We start from the raw sequence: 18,548 nt of genomic DNA on the forward strand, positions 1-18,548 counted from the left end.
CGCCGCGGTCACCCCGACCGCGCCGGGCCACGCTCAGGGCCGCAGGGCCAGCACCGTCTCGACGGTGTCCGCCTCGGCGGCCGTCTTGTCCTCGCGGTAGCGCAGGACGCGGGCGAAGCGCAGCGTGACGCCCGCGGGGTAGCGGGTGGAGCGCTGCAGGCCGTCGAAGGCGATCTCCACGACGAGTTCCGGGCGGACCCGGACCACCCACCCGTCGTCGCTCACGGCCAGTTCCCGCAGGCGCCCGGTCTGCCAGGCGAGCATGGCGTCGGTCAGGCCCTTGAAGGTCTTGCCCAGCATCGCGAAGGTGCCGTCGGGGCGGCGGGCGCCCAGGTGGAGGTTGGACAGCTTGCCGGTGCGGCGGCCGTGGCCCCACTCGGCCGCGAGGACCACCAGGTCGAGGGTGTGCACCGGCTTGACCTTGAGCCAGGCCGCCCCGCGCCGCCCGGCGCTGTACGGGGCGTCGAGCGCCTTGGCGACGATCCCCTCGTGGCCCCGTTCCAGCACCTGCTCCGCGAAGTCGCGGGCCGCCTGCCGGGTGGCCGGGTCGGCCGGGTCGGCGGCCACCAGCCGGCGCACCCTGCGCGGTGCGGGGGCGACCCGGGCCAGTTCCTCGTGGCGCTCGGCGGTGGACAGCTCCAGCAGGTCGCGGCCGTCGACCGACAGCAGGTCGAAGAAGACCGGGGCCACCGGCAGCGACTCCTGGGCGGCCGCGACGTCCAGCCGCGAGCCCACCCGAGAGGAGGTCTCCTGGAAGGCGCGGGGGCGGCCGTCCTCGCCGAAGGAGATCACCTCGCCGTCGAGCACGGCCTCCTCCACGGCCAACTCCCGCGCGGCGGCGACGACTTCCGGCAGCCGGCCGGTGATCTCGTCCAGCGTGCGGGTGTACACGCGCACGTCCTCGCCCATGCGGTGCACCTGGACGCGGATGCCGTCCAGCTTCTCCTCCAGCGCGCACGGGCCCAGCCGGTCCAGGGCCTCGTCCACGTCCTTCGCGGTCTGCGCGAGCATCGGCTGCACCGGCCGCCCCACCTCCAGCCGGAACGCCGCGAGCGCCTCCGGCCCCCCGGCCAGCAGCGCCCGCGCGACGGCGCCCAGGGAACCGCCCAGCATCACCGCGCGCCTCACGTCCTGCGGGGGCGCCTCCGCCGCCACGGCGAGTGCCTCGACCGCGAGCGCGTCGAGCGCCCCCTGCCGCAGCTCCCCGCCGATCAGCCCCAGCAGGAACGCCTGCTCCTCCTCCGTGGCCGCACCCATGAGCTCCGCCACCAGTCGTTTGCGTTCGGCCGCCGCCCCCTTGCCGGTGACCGCGGCGATCCGATCGAGCGTCCCGTGGACCTCGTGCACCGTCAGCCGGGGCACCGGTGCGGGCTCCTGCCGCTCCCGCAGGGTGCTCCAGCCCACCCCGGTGCGCCGCTGGGGCAGTCGCCCCGCCAGGTACGTGATCACCACGGGCGCCTCGTCGGGCTCCGCGGTACGCAGCAGCCGGGCCAGCGCCGCCACCTTCTCCGACCGGGCGGACGTGGCCGCCACCTCCCGGGACGTCCGGGCGAGCTCCGCGAGCAGCATGGCTCCATCCTGGACCGCCCGCGCCGGGCGCGCAGCCGTCGGGCGGGTCAGACGGGGGGCCGTCCGCCCGTCATGCGGCGGTGCTCGACGAGCCGGGTGACGTCGGTGCCGGTGACGATGCCGATGGGGCGGCCGCCGTCGACGACGACGACCCGGACGCCGCCGGCGCCGGGCTGGAGGCGGTCGAGCGCGTCGTTGACGAGTTCCTCCGGCGTGCCGGTGGTGGTCCTGGACAGCGGGACGGCGACGTCGCGGACCCGCACGTCGGCGCGGCGGTCCGCGGGGACCGACGTGAGCCGGCGCAGCTGCACCACCCCGCTGAGGCGGCCGTCGAAGTCGACCAGGGGCAGGGTGGAATGGCGGGCGGCCACCGCGACCTCGTCGATGAAGCGGTCCACCGGCAGCCAGTCGGGGCCGGTCACGACGGGGGCCGACATGGCGTCCGCGAGCCGTACGCCGCGCAACGCGGCGCTGATGACCGCGCGCTGGCGCTCGGCGCCTGCGGTGAGGGCCATGAAGAGCCCGACCAGGGCGAGCCACAGGCCGCCGGCCATGCCGCGGGCGAAGGCGAGCCACCCGGCCACCACGAAGAGGAAGCCGAGTACCTGCCCACCGCGCCCGGCCACCCGGTCGGCGCGGTCACGGTCCCCCGTCCGCCACCACAGCAGCGCCTGCAGCACCCGGCCGCCGTCCAGGGGCGCGGCGGGCAGCAGGTTGAAGACGCCGAGCAGCAGGTTCGCCCAGCCCAGCCAGATCAGCAGCGCCCCCGGCACCGAGCGGTGGGCCGCCGCGTCGACGCCGATGCCCGCGCCGAGCGCGGCGCCGCCGATGACCAGGCTCGCCAGCGGGCCGCTGACCGCCACCAGGAAGGCCGCGCCCGCGGAGCCGGGCCGCCCCATGCGCGTCATGCCGCCCATGGCCCACAAAGTGACGTCCTCGACCGACAGGTGCTCGCGCCGGGCCGTCGCCGCGTGGGCGACCTCGTGCGCGAGCAGGCTCGCCATCAGCAGGACCGCGCCCACGGCCGCCGCGACGGTGTAGGCGGTCGCCGACAGGCCCGGGACCCAGGCGGGCAGCGTTTCGCGGCCGAGCCCGTAGGCGAGCAGCACGACGAGGACGGGGACGCTCCAGTGCATCCGGAGCGGAACCCCGAAGACGCGTCCCACAACGACCGAACCGTTCATGACTCCTCTCTCCAGTGTCACTCCGCCCGGGCCGCGCCGACGCGGTGCTCCTGGGGGCTCACCCCCCGCACCCGCTTGAAGGCGGCGCTCAGCGCGAAGGGGCTGCCGTAGCCGACCCGGCGGGCGACCGCCCCGAGCGTGGCGTCCGGTTCGAGCAGCAGATCGGCGGCGAGCGCCAGCCGCCAGCCGGTCAGGTACGCCATGGGCGGCTCGCCCACCAGTTCGCCGAAGCGCCGGGCCAGTGCGGCCCGCGACACGCCCGCCTCGGCGGCCAGCCCCGCCACCGTCCACGGGTGGGCCGGGTTGTTCTGCAGCAGCCGCAGCGCCCGGCCCACCACGGGGTCGGCGAAGGCCCGGTACCACGCGGGGGCCGCCTCGCCGCGCCGGGCGAACCACGCCCGCAGCACGGAGATCAGCAGCAGGTCGAGCAACCGGTCCAGCACCGCCTCCTGCCCCGGATCGTCCTTGACGATCTCCTCGGCCAGCAGCGGCGGCAGCGGGCTCTCCCACTCGCGCGCCGGCAGCACCAGGAGCGGGGGCAGCGCGTCCAGCAACCGGCGGCCGACCGCGCCGTCCACCTCGTAGGTGCCGACCAGCATGACGTCGGAGCCGTCGGCCCGGTTGCCCCAGGTCCGCACCCCCAGCGCCATCGCGTCGGCCAGGTCGTGGCCGTCCGCTGTGCGGCACACCGCACCGGGGAGGATCCAGGCGTGCGGCGGGGTCGAGGGGAGGTCGGCGACCGCGTACGGCACGGGGCCGCGCGCCACGGCCACGTCCCCGGGCCGCAGCCGCACCGGCGCGCCCTCCTCGGGCACGACCCAGGCGCCGCCGCGCGCAACCGTCATCACGCACAGCGGCGCCCGGTCCTCGATCCGCACCGACCACGGCGGTTCCATGACCATGCGCAGCAGGAAGGCACCCCGCGCACGGGGTCCGTCGAGCAGGCCCGAGAGTGCGTCCATGTCCCCCAGCGTAGACATCCGCGTATGGGAACGGGCCGTTCACCCATGGTCCGTCTCAGCCGGCGCGGCTTGACTGAGGCCATGACACCGACATCCGCACGGCACCGGACCGGGACCGCACTCGTCCTCGGCGGTACCGGCAAGACCGGCCGCCGCGTCGCGACGGCCCTCGCGGCGCACGGCTTCGCGGTGCGCACCGCCTCCCGCGGCGGCGTGCCGCGCTTCGACCGGGCGGACCGCGAGACCTGGGAGCCCGCGCTCGACGGCGCGGACGCGGCCTACCTCGCCTACCACCCCGACATGGCGACCCCGCGGCCGCGGCCACCCTGGGCGACTTCGCCGCCCTCGCGGCCGCGCGCGGGGTGCGCAAGGCCGTCCTGCTCTCCGCCCGCGGCGAGGACCTGGCGCTGCCGGCCGAGCGCGCGGTACGGGACGGCGGCGCCGACTGCACGGTGCTCCGGGCCAGTCGGTTCTGCCAGAACTTCACCGAGGGCGTGCTCCGCGACGGCGTCCTCGACGGCGGGATCGTCTTCCCGGCCGGCACGTCGGCGAACCCTTCGTCGACACCCGGGACATCGCGGACGTCGCCGTGGCCGCCCTGACCGGGGACGGCCACGCGGGCCGCACGTACGAGCTGACCGGACCGCGCCTGCTGACGTTCGGCGAGGCGGCGGCCGAAATCGGCGCGGCGACGGGCCGGGACGTCCGCTACACCGCGGTCCCGCCCCGGGAGCACGGGGCGCTGCTCGAGCGGTCCGGCCTGCCGGGCGAGGTCGCCGGCTTCCTCACCGGGCTCTTCGGCGACCTGCTCGACGGCCGCAACGCCCATGTCACCGACGACGTACGGCGGGTGCCGGGGCGGGCGCGGGCCGCGCGACTTCGGCGGCTTCGCGCGCGAGGCGGCCGCGGCGGGGGAATGGCGGGAAGCCGACCCTCGTTACGCCGGGTGACTGTCCGGATCTCATGCGTCACTTCCGCGCCAGGGGTGACGGCGGTCGGCCATTCCTGTGGGGAACCTGTGGGGATCCTGTACGTGAACGGTGACGCATGGTGTCGTGTACGCGACACCGGAACGGGGTGCACGACCCGGTGTCGCGACCCCTCAACGACCTGAAGGGAATCCCCCCATGACGTTACGTGCGTTGGCCATGAGCGGCGTGGCGGCCGCCTCGCTGCTCGGCCCGCAGGCCTGGGAGCCGGGCGGCGCCACCCTGCCGCCGCCGGACCGGATCGTCATCGACGTCGCCACCGTCAACGGTTCCGGCTGTCCGGCCGGCACCGCCGCCGTGGCCGTCTCGCCGGACAACGAGGCCTTCACCGTCACGTACAGTGCCTACGTCGCCCAGGTGGGCGTCGGCTCCAAGCCGACCGACTTCCGCAAGAACTGCCAGCTCAACCTGAACGTGCACGTGCCGCAGGGCTTCACCTACGCGATCGCCGCGGCCGACTACCGCGGCTTCGCGCACCTGGAGCGCGGCGCCTCCGGCGTGGAGAAGGCCAGCTACTACTTCCAGGGCTCGCCCGAGACCAACGCCATCAGCCACACCTTCCGCGGCGCGCTGGACGACAACTGGCAGACCACGGACAGCGTCGACGTCGCCGCGCTGGTCTGGGCGCCCTGCGGCGAACTGCGCAACTTCAACATCAACACCGAACTGCGGGTCAGTGCCGGCAGTTCGGACCCGTCGCGGACCACGAGCTTCATGACGATGGACTCCACGGACGGAAGCATCAGGACCACGTACCACCTGGCGTGGAAGGAGTGCCCCGGCGCGTAGCCCGCGGCGCCCCGCGGGTCGGGCCCCGGGCGGGAAAGGGGCCCGGCCCGCGTCACCCGGCAGCCCCGCTCACGGGGCGGTGATCGCGTCGGCGACCCGTTCGGGCTCGTCGACCTGCACGTAGTGCCCGGCGCGCATCAGCAGGCGCAGTTCGCTGTGGGGGAAGATCACGGAGAACTGCCGGGCGACGCGGGTGTTGAGCCACCGGTCCCGGGTGCCGAAGACCACCCGGACCGGTGGCTGGAACTCCCGCATCTCCGGGATGCGCCGCCGGCGGCTCAGCACCGCGTGCAGCAGCTCGTCGTTGAGCCCCCAGAACGCCGGGCGTGCGGCGGGGTACTGCGCGTAGAGCCGCTCGACGTACGTCCCGCGCAGCTCCGGGTCGCGGATGAAGGCACCCACCTGCCAGGCGTAGAGCCTGCGGTCCAGGCCGGGCCGGCGCCTGGCGACGGCGCGGGCCGCCGAGCGCAGCAACGGGGTGGAGTACAGGGCGATCGCCGGAGGGCGGCGCAGCGCGGGGGTCCAGTGGTAGTAGGTGTTGAGCAGCACCAGCCGGGCCACGCGGTCGGGGTGCTCCAGCGCCCAGTCGATCGCCGGCGGTCCCGAGGCGTCGTGCGCCACCAGCACCAGGCGCCGGGCGGTGCGGCCCGCCGCGAGGGCGTCGGCCACCGCGGCGAGGTCGTCCACCTGCTGGGCGACGGTGTAGGCGTGGCCGGACGGCTTGTCGGAGCGTCCCCACCCGAGGAAGTCGAACCGCACCACCGGCAGCCTGCCCTCCAGGTGGGGCAGGAGGCGGTCGTACAGCCGGCTGCTGTCGGGGAAGCCGTGCATCAGGACCGCGGGCGCGCCGGGGCCCGGCGTGATCTCGGCGTGCAACCGGTAGGGGCCGTGCGACACGGCCAGCGCCTCGGCGGCCGGGGCCATGGCGACCTCCCTCGGCCTGTGGGCCCCCATGTGGTTCAGCCTAACGCGGTACGTCACAGGGGTTGTGGGAGCGCTCCCATGGCCGTCATCATGCCCGCATGACCCCACGCGCCGTGATCCGCCCGTACCGCCCGGAGGACCGGGCCGCCGTCTACGACATCTGCGTGCGCACCGGCCACGAGGGCGGCGACGCGCGGCACCTCTACACCGACCACGACCTGCTGCCGGACAACTTCGCCGGGCCCTACGCCCACCTCGAGCCCGAACTCGCCTTCGTCGTCGACGACGGCGCGCGCGCCGTCGGCTACATCGTCGGCACCGCGGACACCGCCGCTTTCGTGCGGCGCTTCCGCGCCGAGTGGCTGCCCCGGCTCGAACACCGCCACCCCAAGCCGTCCGGGCCGCCCTTCACCCCGGACGAGGAGATGGCGGACCTGCTCCACCGCCCGGAGCGCATGATCGTGCCGGAACTCGCCGGGTACCCCGCGCACCTGCACATCGACCTGCTGCCCGAGTACCAGCGGCGCGGTTACGGGCGGGAACTGATGGGGCGTCTCCTGGCCGCGCTGGCCGCCCGGGGCGTCGGCGCCGTCCACCTCGGCATGGTGACCGCCAACACCGCGGCCCGCGCCTTCTACGACCGGATGGGCTTCCGTGAGCTCCCGGTCCCGGACCCCGGCCCCCTGACGTACCTGGGACGCGGGACGTCTGCGCCGGCGACGGCCGGGGGCTGAGAGGATCGCGGTGTGCCGCCGGTGGGAGAGGAGCGTCGCATGGAGGTGCCCGGCCCCGAGGCCGACTGGGAGCCCGCGCCGCAGTACCAGGGCGGCAAGCGCAACCCCGCCCTCCAGATCGGGCTGTGGGACTGGGTCGCCTGTGACTTCCGATGTCTCGCGAGGCTGGATCCGCCCCTGGAGGCGTTCGCCGCGCGGCTGAGGCTGTCCGTCGAACGCAGTTGGCAGGACCTCGGCGACGTGGGGGTCGCCGTCTTCCGCATCGGCAGGACGGAGTACGCGCTGCACGAGTTCGACGGGGGCTCGTACGGCACATACGCCTGGGTCCACCATTCCGTGGACGACCACGAGGAGGCACTGGACGTCCTGTTGCGTGCCCTCGGCGTGGGGCGTGCCGTGATCCGTCCGGGCACGCTCTCCACGGACCCGGAGGGGCCCTGACGGCCCCGGCTGAGGCCGACGCGCTCTGGAAAGCGTTTGCGGCGCGGCGGTAGAGTCGCCCGCCGGCCGGGCGCCGCCGGGAGGCCCGGCGTCCGGCGCAGAAGCCGTTCCCCGACCCCGGAAAGGCCGTATGCGAACCGTGACCCGGAAAGCGCCGGCGCACCCCTTCCAACTGCCCCCCGAGGACCGGGAGCTGAGCCCGTACACGGGGTGGACCCGCGCCCACTGGGAGGCGGTCGCCGACGGGCTGCTCGCCGCCGTCGCCCCGCACGCCACCCCCGGCGGGGCGCTCTACCACCTCCCCGGTGACCGCAACAGCGCCTCTGGCGCCCGCTCGGACGGCCTGGAGGGGTACGCGCGGACGTTCCTGCTCGCCGCGATCCGCGTGGCGGGCGCGAACGGTGACGATCCATCAGGACTGTTGCAGCGGTACGCCGACGGCCTGGCCGCCGGCACCGCGCGGCCCGGCGGGGACGGGCCGGAGGACTGGCCCGTCGTGGCCGACCGCACACAGCCGCTGGTCGAGGCCGCGTCCATCGCCATCGGGCTCCGGCTGACCCGCCGCTGGCTGTGGGACCGGCTCGACGGGCCCGTGCGCGAACGCGCCACCGCCTGGCTCGCCCGGGCGGCCGCCGCGCAGGCGTGGCCCAACAACTGGGAGATGTTCCCGGCCACCGTCGGCGGTTTCCTCGGCGACCGGGACGCCGTGGCGCGCGGACTGCGGCGGATCGAGCGCTGGTACGTCGGCGACGGCTGGTACACCGACGGCGACCTGCCCGCCTTTGACCACTACAACGGGTGGGCGCTGCACCTCTACCCCGTGCTGGAGGCCTGGTTCTCAGGCGACGCCGACCTGCTGGACCGCTACGGCGAGCGGCTGCGGATCCATCTCGCCGATCAGTCCCGCCTGTTCGGCGCCGACGGCTCGCCCCTCCACCAGGGCCGCTCGCTGACCTACCGCGTCGCCGCGGCCGCGCCGCTGTGGCTCGGCGCCCTCACCGGACACACCCCGCTCGCCCCCGGCACCACACGGCGGCTGGCCTCCGGCGCCCTACGCCACTTCCTGGACCGCGGCGCGGCGGGCCCCGACGGACTGCTGTCCCTGGGCTGGCACGGTCCCTACGCGGGTGTCCTGCAGGACTACTCCGGGCCCGGCTCCCCGTACTGGGCGAGCAAGGGCTTCCTCGGCCTGCTGCTGCCGCCCGGACACGCGGTGTGGACGGCGCCCGAGGAGCCCGCCCCCGTCGAACGCGGCGACGCCCTGACCACGCTGCCCGCGCCCAACTGGCTGATCCAGTCGACGACCGCCGACGGCCTCGTACGTCTGCACAACCACGGCAGCGAGGACACCCGTTACGCCGCCCACTACACGCGGTTCGCCTACTCCACGGCCACCGCTCCGCTGACCGGGGACACGCCCCCCGACAACCACTTCGGCCTCCTGGACGGCGACGGCGGTGTCACCGCGCGCACCGGGCTCACCCCGCTCGGCGCGGGCGAGGGATGGGCCGCCTCACGCTCCCGCGCCGGTGACCGGGTCCGCGTCGTGAGCCTCGTGATGGCCAGGGGTGCCGCCGAGATCCGCGCCCACCTGGTCAGCGGGGCGCCGCCCGGCTCGAAGGTACGACAGACCGGCTGGCCCGCGGGCGAGGGCCTGACCTCGGAACTGCTGCCCCAGCACGGCCTGCGGGCCGCCCCCGGCCTGCCGCCCGCCCCGACCGCGTGCACCGGACGCGCGGTCACCCCCGTCCTCACCGGCGAGACCACCGAAGGCGGCGGCAGCCGCGGCGACCTCTTCCTCTGCGCGGCCCGGCTCACCAGCGCCGCCGACGCGGAGCCGCTGTCCGCCCTCGTCCGGTCGGAGGTCGCCGTGTCGCCGTCAGGGGTCCACGAGGTGACCGTCACCTGGGCCGACGGAGCCACGCACCGGGCGCGGCTGACCACGGCGGACGCGGTCGTGGAATCCTCGCCCCCGGACGCTCGTTGAGGCTGCCATGAGCGACAAAGACCTCCTCCGCCTGCTCGCCGACACCAAGGGGGGCGTGCTCGTCACCATCAAGCGTGACGGCCGCCCCCAGATGTCCAACGTCATCCACCACTACGACCCGGACACGGGGGTGCTGCGGGTCTCCCTCACCGACGACCGCGCCAAGACCCGCAACCTGCGCCGTGACCCCCGCGCGAGCTACCACGTCACCACGGACGACCGCTGGGCCTGGACGGTCGCGGAGGGCACCGCAGAACTCACCCCCGTCGCGGCGGACCGGGACGACGCGACGGTCGAGGAGCTCGTCGACCTCTACCGAGCCCTGCAGGGCGAGCACCCGGACTGGGACGACTACCGCCGCGCCATGGTCGCCGACAAGCGCCTCGTGCTGAAGCTCCACGTCGAGCGCGCGTACGGCCAGCCGCGCGGCGCGTAGCCGCCCCTCCGGTGCGCCCCCGCCGCCCGCTCCCCGTGGGGGCGGGCGGCATGCGGCCCGCGACGGTGGCAGCATCGACACTGCGCGAGACTGCGCGACATTGCGGGGACGGTCTCCCGCACCGGGGAACCGCCTGGTCACAGTCGTCCCGCCGGTCGTGGGCGGGAGCCGGTGGGCCGCCGGCGGCCGATCCCACAAAGGGGCGCGGAACCGGAATGACCGGTGTAGGAGTTGTCGCTGTACATACTGGTTCTGCCGGGGCCCGGACGGCTCACGGCACGTTCGTGACCGCCGACCAACGGGAGGTGCCGTGTCCGGCTCCAGTCCGAAGCGTTCCCTGCTCTCCAGCCTCATCCCCGCCTTCGGAGACAACCCCTACGGGGAGAGGATGGAGCGCATCCGGCGGTCGCCGAACTTCGCCGACGGGGTGTTCACCAACCCCCTGGGCGCACGTACGGCGCCCTCCGGATCGATGCTGCGGTTCGCCCGGACGTACTTCCGCAAGGAGGAGCGGGTCCGCAGGGCCCCCGCCGGGGACATCCCGCTGCACGCCACGACCCTCGCCGACCTGGCCGCACCGCCCGCCTCGGGCCTGCGCCTCACCTGGATGGGCCACTCCACCGTGCTCGCCGAGATCGACGGGCGCCGCGTCCTGTTCGACCCCGTCTGGGGCGAGCGGTGCTCCCCCTTCTCCTTCGTCGGCCCCAAGCGCCTCCACCGGCCGCCGGTACCGCTGGAGGAGCTGGGCGAGGCCGACGCGATCGTCATCTCGCACGACCACTACGACCACCTCGACATGCCCACGATCAAGGCGCTCGCCGGGACCGGCACCCGCTTCGTCGTGCCGCTGGGCGTCGGCGCCCACCTGGAACGCTGGGGCGTCCCCGCGGACCGCATGACCGAGCTGGACTGGCACGAGTCGACGCAGGTCGCCGGGCTCACCCTCACGGCGACCCCGGCGCGGCACTTCTGCGGCCGGGCGATCCGCAACACCCAGCACACCCTGTGGGCGTCCTGGGTCGTCGCCGGGCCCGAGCACCGCGTCTTCCACAGCGGCGACACGGGATACTTCCCCGGTTTCACGGAGATCGGCGAGGCCTACGGGCCGTTCGACGCCACCATGGTGCAGATCGGCGCGTACAGCGACTTCTGGCCTGACATCCACATGACCCCCGAGGAGGGCGTCCGCGCCCACCAGGACCTGCGCGGCCGGCTCATGCTCCCCATCCACTGGGGCACGTTCAACCTGGCCCCGCACCCGTGGGAGGAGCCCGCCGAGGGCACTGTTGCCGCGGCGCGCGCCGTGGGGGCCCGGGTCGCCGTGCCGCGCCCCGGGGAGCCCTTCGAGCCCGCGGCCGGGGTACCGCTCGACCCCTGGTGGCGGGCGATCGCGCACGGGGCCGCCGCCCGCACCTGGCCCGCGCTCACCGACGACCCGCGGCCGGCCGCCCCGCAGCCGGACAGCGCCCCGGCGTGAGCGGGTCGTGAGCCGGTCTTGAGCGAGGAGGGGGCGGGGCGCCTGCCGTACCCGTCCCCTCCCGCACGGGCGGTCAGCCGTCAGCCGTCGCCCGCCGCCCGCGTGAGCCAGGCCGTTGCCGCCAGGCTCGCCGCCGACAGCAGGAGCAGCAGCAGGGGGACAGCGCCGATGCCGGAGGCCTCGATGCCCTTGCCAAGCGCCGGCGGAGCGGCCACACCGCCGATCATCGACGCGGCGATGACCCACGCCCCCGCGCGCCGCGCCCCGGGCACGGCCCGGGCCAGCCACGGCAGCCCCGTCGGGAAGACCGGGGCGATGAACAGGCCGACGCCCGCGTAGGCGTACGGCGCGAGCGTGGGCACGGCCGCCAGGGCCAGACAGCCCGTCATCCCGGCGCAGCACACCAGCAGGATCCGCGGCGCCGGGTAGCGCAGGGCCAGCGGGACGACGAGGAACCGGCCCGCGGTCATCATCAGCCAGTACACCGCCGTCGCGGACGCGGCGTACGCCACCGGGTGGCCGAGCGACTGCAGATGGGTCGGCTCCCAGCCGCCGACCCCCGCCTCCACCCCCACATGGAGGACGTACAGCACCACGAAGCCCAGCAGCACCGGCGTGACCAGCCGCCCCCGCGCCCCAGGCCGGGCGGCGGGCGCGGGCCCGGGAGGCTGTGTCCGCACCCCGCGCGTGCACAGCGCGAGGGCGCCCGCGAGGACGGCGCATTCGGCGAACACGGACGCATAGCGGTCCGGACCCAGCGCGCCGAGCAGGGCGGGCCCGGCGACCGCGCCGATCCCGAAGTGGGCGTTGAGGACGTTGAGCATCGCCGCGCCGCGGTCCCCGAAACCCACCGCGAACAGCTGGTTGAGGCCGTAGTCGATGCCGCCGAAGCCGAGCCCCGTCAGCAGCGCCGCGCCCAGCGCGAACGGCCAGTCCGGCGCGAGCGCGAAGGCCCCGCTGCCCGCCGCCATCAGCGTGTACGCCACCGTCAGCAGCCTGCGGTCGCCGATCCGGCCGCGCACCGCGTCGAAGACGAGCACCCCCGCGACGCCGCCGACGAAGTGCGCGCTCAGCCCCAGTCCGGCCATGGACGGGGACAGCCCGTGCTCCTGCCGCAGGGCGGGCAGCGCGGGACCGTACAGCGCCTGGAGGGCGCCGATGAGCACGAACCCGGCGCAGGACGCCACCACCGCGGGCCGGCTGAAGGGCCGCGCCGCGGGCGTGGTCTCCCGCAGGACGGCGGTCACCGGCCGTCCGCGAGGGTGGTGAAGGTGAAGCCGAACGAGGCCTCGGCGGCCGCCAGCCGGTAGCGGGGCAGCACTCCGGGCCCGCAGGACTGGCTGCCGATGCCGTGCAGGGCGTGGTCGAGGTTGACCCACAGGATGTTCCCCGGCACCAGGTCGCAGGTGTGCGCGGCGGCGTCCAGTTCCTCGCCCGTCCAGCGACGGGCGGTGAACCAGAAGGGCGGGCCGCCCTCGATCGCCACTCCCGTCCCGTCCTCCCGGCGCAGCCGCACCCGGCGCACGTCGGCGCGCGCCCCGTTCTCCTGCGGACGGACGTACGGGGTCTGCAGCGCGTCGACCGTCGCCGTGTGGAGCCCGATCCGGGACGCGGCCCGCGTGTCGGGGTAGGCCTCGCCGGGGCCGCCTCCGTACCACTCGGCCCGGGTCAGCGTGCCGCACAGCCCGAGGCGGACGCCGAGCCGGGGCAGCGGCAGTGTCCACCGCCCCTCGGGGGCCACGTCCACCGTCAGGTGCAACCGGTCGCCGTCGGCGGTCCACCGGTAGACCGTGCGCAGCCCGAAGTAGGCGGCGGCGGGGGCGACCCGCGTGGTGACGGTGAGCGCGTCGTCCTCGGCCTCGACGCCGTCCACCCGGTGCCGCATCCGGTGCAGTCCGGCCTCCCGCCACAGCAGGCCGAAGCGCGGGTCGGACTGCCAGGGGGCGCCGAGGTCGTTGTCCGTCGGGGCCCGCCACACGTCCAGCCGGGGGCCGGCGAGGGCGAAGCCGTCGAGCAGCCGCAGTTCGCCGCCGGCCGCGTCGAAGGTGCCCGGGCCCAGCAGCACCACACCGCCCTCGGCGTGCCGGGGGCGGTGCGGGCGCCCGGGTTCGGGGGCCGTCCGCCGGCCGCCCGGGCGTTCCGCGGCGGGCCACTGGCCCCACGCCACCTCGTGACCGGCCGCCGCCCACGGGGTGTCCCGCGCCAGGACCGCCCGCACCAGCCAGAACGCCTCCCCGGACGTTTCCGCCGCCGCAGGCTCCGGCAGCTTCAGCTCCGTCGTGCCGCCCGCGGCCAGCGGCGGCACCTCCAGGTCACCCTCGGCGACGGCCACCCCGTCGGCCTCGTACGACCAGGTGAAGCGCAGGTGCGAAAGATCCGCGACGTCATGGCGGTTGGTGATGCGGACCGTGCCCCCGAGCGGGTCGCCCTCGATCCGCACCGGCTCGATCACCTTCTTGTACTCGACCAGGCCGGGCGAGGGCGTCCGGTCCGGGAAGAGCAGCCCGTCGCAGACGAAGTTGCCGTCGTGCAGCTCCTCGCCGAAGTCGCCGCCGTAGGCGAACCAGCGCCTCCCGTCGGGGGTGCGGCGTGCGATGCCGTGGTCGATCCACTCCCAGACGAAACCGCCCTGCAGCCGCTCGTGGGTCTCGAACAGCCGCTGGTACTCGCCCAGTCCGCCCGGTCCGTTGCCCATGGCGTGCGCGTACTCGCACAGCAGGAAGGGCATCGCGCGCCGTCTGGCGTCGAGCGCGGGATCGTCCAGCGGCGCCTCCTCACGCCTGCCGATCCGCTCGACCTCGGCGTGCCCGGCGTACATGCGGGAGTACAGGTCCGTGTCGGCACAGGTCGGATCGCCCTCGTAGTGGAGGGGCCGGTCCGGGTCCCGGTCGCGGATCCACCGCGCCATGGAGGTCAGGCCGCGGCCGGTGCCGCACTCGTTGCCCAGCGACCAGACGAGCACGCTGGGGTGGTTCTTGTCGCGCTCGACCATGCGGGCGGCACGGTCCAGCAGCGCCGGGGTCCAGCGGTCGTCGTCGACGGGGTTGCCCTCCCAGCCGGTCACGGCGAAGCCGTGGGTCTCCAGGTCGCACTCGTCGACGACCCACAGGCCCAGTTCGTCGCACAGGTCGAGGAAGGCGGGGTGCGGCGGGTAGTGGCTGGTGCGCACGGCGTTGATGTTGTGACGCTTCATCAGCAGCAGGTCCTCGCGCATGGTGGCGATCTCCAGCGCGCGGCCGTGCTCGGGGTGGAACTCGTGGCGGTTGACCCCGCGGAACAGGATCCGGCGGCCGTTGACCTTCAGCACCCCGTCCTCGACCGCGACCGTACGGAAGCCGACGCGGAACGGGACGCGCTCGCCCGGGCCGGTGAGGACGGCCTCGTACAGCCGCGGGACCTCGGCGCTCCACGGCTCGGCGGGCACGGTGACCGGCTCGCCCGCCGCGACGTCGACGCCCAGCTCCGGCACGGTGACCCGGCCGCCGGACGGCGCGTCCACGCGCAGGGTGCCCTCGCCGGTGGCGTGGTCCCAGGCGGCGTGCACGAAGAAGTCGGCGACACAGCCGGCGGGCCGGTGCAGCAGCGTGACGTCCCGGAAGACGCCGGGCAGCCACCACATGTCCTGGTCCTCCAGGTAACTGGCCGAGGACCACTGGTGGACGCGGACCGCGAGCACGTTCCCCTTCGGCCGCAGCAGGTGCCCGACGGGGTACTCGGCGGGCAGCCTGCTCCCCTTGAAGACCCCCACCTCACGGCCGTTGAGCCAGATCCGGGCACAGGACTCGATGCCCTCGAAGCGCAGCACGGTCTCGCCGCCGGCGGGCCAGTCGTCCGGCAGCGCGAAGGTGTGCCGGTGGTCGCCGGTCGGGTTCTCGGTGGGGACCCGGGGCGGATCGACGGGGAAGGGGTAGCGGACGTTGGTGTAGGCGGGCGCGCCGTGGCCGCCCAGCACCCAGTGGCCGGGGATGGCGAGGATGTCCCAGCGCGAGGCGTCGAAGTCCGGCCGTGCGAAGGAGGTGTCCTCGGCCCCGGCGGTCGGCGAGAGCCGGAACCACCACATGCCGCCCAGGTTCAGCCGGGCCGCGTCGGAGGCGGGCACCCAGGCCCGGGGCGGCAGGGCGCCGTGGCCGGGGGAGAAGTCCTCGTAGTAGGGGAGTTCCGGCCGCGCGGCCGGGGAGCCGGACGGGTGCGCGGGCATGGTCATACGACTCCTCGGTCGGCCCTCGATGCCGGTCTGCCGTTCGCTGCGGTGTGCCGCCGGTGCGCGCGGGTGCGGTCGGCGCGGCGCTCCCCGGAGGTAGGTGGCGGAAGGGCGCGCGGTGGGGACGGCGACCCGCCGCCCGCGGTTGTCGCGCGGGCGTTGCCGGGCCCGCGCGGCCCGGCGCGGGCGGCCGCGCGGAGGGCACGCGACGTCCGCTCCACCCCCGGGTCCCCCTCCCGTGCCGCCGCCGACGGGAACACACGCTAGGCGCCGGGCGGGAGCCGGACAAGCGCTTCACGCACACCCCCGCCGGACGTCACGGCGCCGGGGACGGGCCGCCCGCGATCCGGCGGGCCAGCGCCGCGACGTCCACCGGGCGCGAGGTGTCCACCCGGTGCACGCTGCCCAGGCCCAGCGGCTCGGCCATCTCGGTCCAGAACCGCCACTCCTCCTCCGGGAAGCGCGCGCCCTCGGTGTGCACCGGGTGCCGCGCGGGCGCCCGCTCCCGGAACCTGCGGCGCGCGGTGTCGGGCGGCACGGCGCACCACACCTCGTGCACCTCGGACGCGCCCGCCCGCGTCAGGCCCGCGGCCACCACGGGACGCATGTGCGCCAGCCACGGGCTCTCCAGCACCGCCCCGACCGGTGCGTCGGCCAGCAGCGTCCACAACGTCTCGCCCGCCGCGGCCCCGAGGCAGCGGCTCCACTCCCGCCCGCCGCCCTGCGCCGGGCGCAGTGCGGCCAGCGCGTCGGCCAGGGTCTCCTTCACGGAGTCCTTGCTGAACAGCGGGAGCTCCAGTTCGCGGGCGAGCATCCGGGCGAGGGTCGTCTTCCCCGCTCCGGGCAGTCCGTTGACCAACACAGCTAACATGCCGCGACCTTAACGACGCCGCGGGCGGCGGTGGAGTACGCCGCCCCGCCGCCCGCGCGCCACGGGGTGCCTCGTGGGCGGGCGGTGCCTCACGAGTGGGCGCCGGCCGGATCCTCCGTGACGTCGATGCCCGTGAACCGGGCCCAGTTGCGTCCGATCTCGCTCCAGCCCGCCACCGGTCCGCCGCCCAGACGGCCCGTGAACAGCGGGCGCAGGTCCGTGTCGCGTTCTGCCCAGGCCGCCGAGAACTGGCTGCGGGTGACCCGGAGACTGGTGTTGAGCTGGACGACGGCCGCCCGCACACAGTCCTCGCGCCATTCGTCGTCCGTCCAGGCTGCGGAGCCGACGGGGGGCCGCGCCGCCAGTGCCAGGCTGAGGAAGCAGGCGGCGTTGTAGTTGACGAGGTATCCGGCGGCGGCCCGGTTCGAACCGCGGTGCCTGGGCGCGGAACCGGCGATGCCCGCCCGGCGGTGGGCGTCCCCACCCGTGTGGTCCGCGCCCGTGTGGTGGTCGGCGTAGAGCAGACGGCGCAGCCCCCAGTCGGGCCCGCCCCACAGCCGGCCCCACCGCGCCCAGCCCCCGGTGACCTCCCTCGCCACGTCGCGGAACGCCGTCCGCAGCTCCCGCGGACCGGGGGAGACGTTCTCGCGCAGCACCTCGGCGGCGCTGGCGATCCGCACCGCCGCGCGGAAGGAGCGGCGGCGGGTGCGCAGGGCGGGACGGGGCCGCTCCATGGCCCACCACTGCCGCCAGTAGCGGCGTTCGCCGAGGTTGCGGCGGCCGGGGAGCCAGGTGCGGGCGTACCGGCGCAGGATGGCGCGCCGCGACAGCCGCCCGAGCAGCAGCCGCAGGTGCTCCCGTGAACGGGGTTCGCGGCGCCTCGCCCGCTCGTCCCTGTGCGCCGGGTGGCGGCTCTCCTCGGCGCGGGCGATGGAGAGCCGGTAGGCCGTCTCCATGTGCTCGGGCCACAGCTGGACGCAGTACTTGTAGATCTCCACGGCCTGCCGGATGTAGTCACCGGGCTCGGCGACACCGGGGAACTGGCTCATCAGCTCCAGGACGCCCGCCTGGTGCAGCCGGACGGTGAGGTTCCCCGGCACCAGCGCCGCGGCCTCCTCGAAGCGCTCCAGGGCCCGCTCGTGCCCGGCCCGTTCCCCGGCCACGTCCCGGCGCTTGTTCGCGGCCAGCGCGTCCTCCTGCGCCTTGGTGCCCATGCGGTAGCAGCGGTACGCGTCGGGGTCGTCGCCCCAGCTCTCCCAGCGGGGGATGCGGTCCTGCGAGCGCGGGTCGGCGAGGATCTTGACGGTGCAGTAGCAGGCGACGCGTTCGTACAGCTCCCGGTCGGCCTCGCGCCTGCCGCCGTCCGCCGCGCCGGGCTCCGGCGCGCGGCCCTGCATGATGGCCGCGGCCACCACCGTGTTCTTCGGCACGTACAGGATCCGCACCGAGAAGCGGGTCGGCTGATCGCCCGTCGTCAGGCAGTGCAGCATCACGGGGTACGCCCGCGGACGGAAGAACGCGAGCCGCTTGATCACGTCCACCCAGCCGTGCGGGGAGGAGGCGGTCTCCGGCGCCGGATCGGGCCCGATGGTCGTGCCGCTGCCGGGGGTCAGGACGTTCGGGCCGAGCGCGTCGGCGGCCATGTGCTCCGTGATGTACGCGGCCAGTTCGGCCGTGGCCGCGGACTCGTGGCCGTGGTCGGGGCCGCCCGGGCCGGCGCCGTTGCCGCGGTGGCCGTTGCCGTGGCCGCCGAGCAGTCCGCGGTCCTCGCACACCACCACGGGCAGCAGTCGGTTGCCGCGGTGGCGGCGCAGCAGCCCCGACCCCAGCCGTACCAGGCCGATGAACACGGCGACCGCGAAGATGCCGAGCACCCACACGGCGGTGCCCCCGGACTGCTCCCAGAACCCCTGGGGCCACGGGCCGCCGTCCCCGGCGGCCGCGGGCGCGGCGAAGACCGGCCCCATGGCACATCCCCCCGTCA

At 75.3% G+C, this 18,548-nt stretch carries 15 protein-coding genes; 7 read left to right on the forward strand and 8 right to left on the reverse strand.

Annotated features, from left to right (window positions below):
- Positions 1-33 precede the first annotated feature (33 nt).
- From PV410_RS11060 to PV410_RS11070, 3 genes are read right to left on the reverse strand one after another with little or no spacing between them, the layout of a single operon-like run.
- Positions 34-1,569, reverse strand: a complete 1,536-nt coding sequence (locus PV410_RS11060) for an ATP-dependent DNA ligase (RefSeq protein ID WP_500323899.1) — start codon at positions 1,567-1,569, stop codon at positions 34-36.
- Between the two features lie 47 nt (positions 1,570-1,616).
- The gene (locus tag PV410_RS11065) at positions 1,617-2,753 is read right to left on the reverse strand and encodes a site-2 protease family protein (protein ID WP_500323900.1); all 1,137 of its coding nucleotides are present in this window, start codon (positions 2,751-2,753) and stop codon (positions 1,617-1,619) included.
- A gap of 17 nt (positions 2,754-2,770) precedes the next feature.
- Positions 2,771-3,715 (reverse strand): AraC family transcriptional regulator, encoded by a 945-nt coding sequence (locus tag PV410_RS11070; protein ID WP_500323901.1) that lies wholly within the window; start codon positions 3,713-3,715, stop codon positions 2,771-2,773.
- A gap of 362 nt (positions 3,716-4,077) precedes the next feature.
- Here PV410_RS11070 and PV410_RS11075 point away from each other — a divergent pair, with 362 nt between their 5' ends.
- On the forward strand, positions 4,078-4,317 hold the full coding sequence (locus PV410_RS11075; RefSeq protein WP_500323902.1) for a hypothetical protein: 240 nt from the start codon (positions 4,078-4,080) through the stop codon (positions 4,315-4,317).
- A gap of 525 nt (positions 4,318-4,842) precedes the next feature.
- Entirely contained in the window at positions 4,843-5,493 is a 651-nt protein-coding gene (locus PV410_RS11080; protein ID WP_500323903.1) for a DUF4360 domain-containing protein, read from the forward strand.
- A gap of 69 nt (positions 5,494-5,562) precedes the next feature.
- Here PV410_RS11080 and PV410_RS11085 read toward each other — a convergent pair whose 3' ends face one another.
- Positions 5,563-6,447: an alpha/beta fold hydrolase gene (locus PV410_RS11085; RefSeq protein WP_500323904.1), complete on the reverse strand. Its 885-nt coding sequence runs from the start codon at positions 6,445-6,447 to the stop codon at positions 5,563-5,565.
- Positions 6,448-6,515: 68 nt separating this feature from the next.
- Here PV410_RS11085 and PV410_RS11090 point away from each other — a divergent pair, with 68 nt between their 5' ends.
- The 5 genes from PV410_RS11090 to PV410_RS11110 all read left to right on the forward strand — a co-directional run bounded on the left by PV410_RS11090 (position 6,516) and on the right by PV410_RS11110 (position 11,492).
- Positions 6,516-7,151, forward strand: coding sequence for a GNAT family N-acetyltransferase (locus PV410_RS11090; RefSeq protein WP_500323905.1), 636 nt, complete (start codon positions 6,516-6,518; stop codon positions 7,149-7,151).
- A gap of 39 nt (positions 7,152-7,190) precedes the next feature.
- Positions 7,191-7,592: a hypothetical protein gene (locus PV410_RS11095; protein ID WP_500323906.1), complete on the forward strand. Its 402-nt coding sequence runs from the start codon at positions 7,191-7,193 to the stop codon at positions 7,590-7,592.
- A gap of 139 nt (positions 7,593-7,731) precedes the next feature.
- On the forward strand, positions 7,732-9,579 hold the full coding sequence (locus tag PV410_RS11100) for a DUF2264 domain-containing protein (protein WP_500323907.1): 1,848 nt from the start codon (positions 7,732-7,734) through the stop codon (positions 9,577-9,579).
- Between the two features lie 7 nt (positions 9,580-9,586).
- Positions 9,587-10,015, forward strand: a complete 429-nt coding sequence (locus tag PV410_RS11105; RefSeq protein ID WP_500323908.1) for a PPOX class F420-dependent oxidoreductase — start codon at positions 9,587-9,589, stop codon at positions 10,013-10,015.
- A gap of 310 nt (positions 10,016-10,325) precedes the next feature.
- Positions 10,326-11,492 (forward strand): MBL fold metallo-hydrolase, encoded by a 1,167-nt coding sequence (locus PV410_RS11110; RefSeq protein ID WP_500323909.1) that lies wholly within the window; start codon positions 10,326-10,328, stop codon positions 11,490-11,492.
- Positions 11,493-11,572: 80 nt separating this feature from the next.
- On the opposite strand, the gene PV410_RS11115 is transcribed toward PV410_RS11110, so the two are convergent.
- The 4 genes from PV410_RS11115 to PV410_RS11130 form a co-directional block, all read right to left on the reverse strand.
- The gene (locus PV410_RS11115) at positions 11,573-12,739 is read right to left on the reverse strand and encodes an MFS transporter (RefSeq protein WP_500323910.1); all 1,167 of its coding nucleotides are present in this window, start codon (positions 12,737-12,739) and stop codon (positions 11,573-11,575) included.
- Positions 12,736-15,696, reverse strand: a complete 2,961-nt coding sequence (locus PV410_RS11120) for a glycoside hydrolase family 2 TIM barrel-domain containing protein (RefSeq protein ID WP_500323911.1) — start codon at positions 15,694-15,696, stop codon at positions 12,736-12,738. The genes PV410_RS11115 and PV410_RS11120 overlap by 4 nt, the downstream gene beginning before the upstream one ends.
- A gap of 313 nt (positions 15,697-16,009) precedes the next feature.
- Positions 16,010-16,564, reverse strand: coding sequence for a P-loop nucleotide/nucleoside kinase family protein (locus PV410_RS11125; RefSeq protein ID WP_500323912.1), 555 nt, complete (start codon positions 16,562-16,564; stop codon positions 16,010-16,012).
- An 89-nt stretch (positions 16,565-16,653) separates the two neighbouring features.
- Positions 16,654-18,531 carry a tetratricopeptide repeat protein gene (locus PV410_RS11130; protein ID WP_500323913.1) on the reverse strand — a complete coding sequence of 626 codons (1,878 nt, stop codon included), beginning with the start codon at positions 18,529-18,531 and terminating at the stop codon, positions 16,654-16,656.
- Between the last annotated feature and the right edge of the window lie 17 nt (positions 18,532-18,548).

Origin of the sequence: Streptomyces sp. PA03-5A (genome assembly GCF_033792725.1) — a bacterium.
In the GTDB taxonomy this organism is placed as follows: Bacteria; Actinomycetota; Actinomycetes; order Streptomycetales; family Streptomycetaceae; genus Actinacidiphila.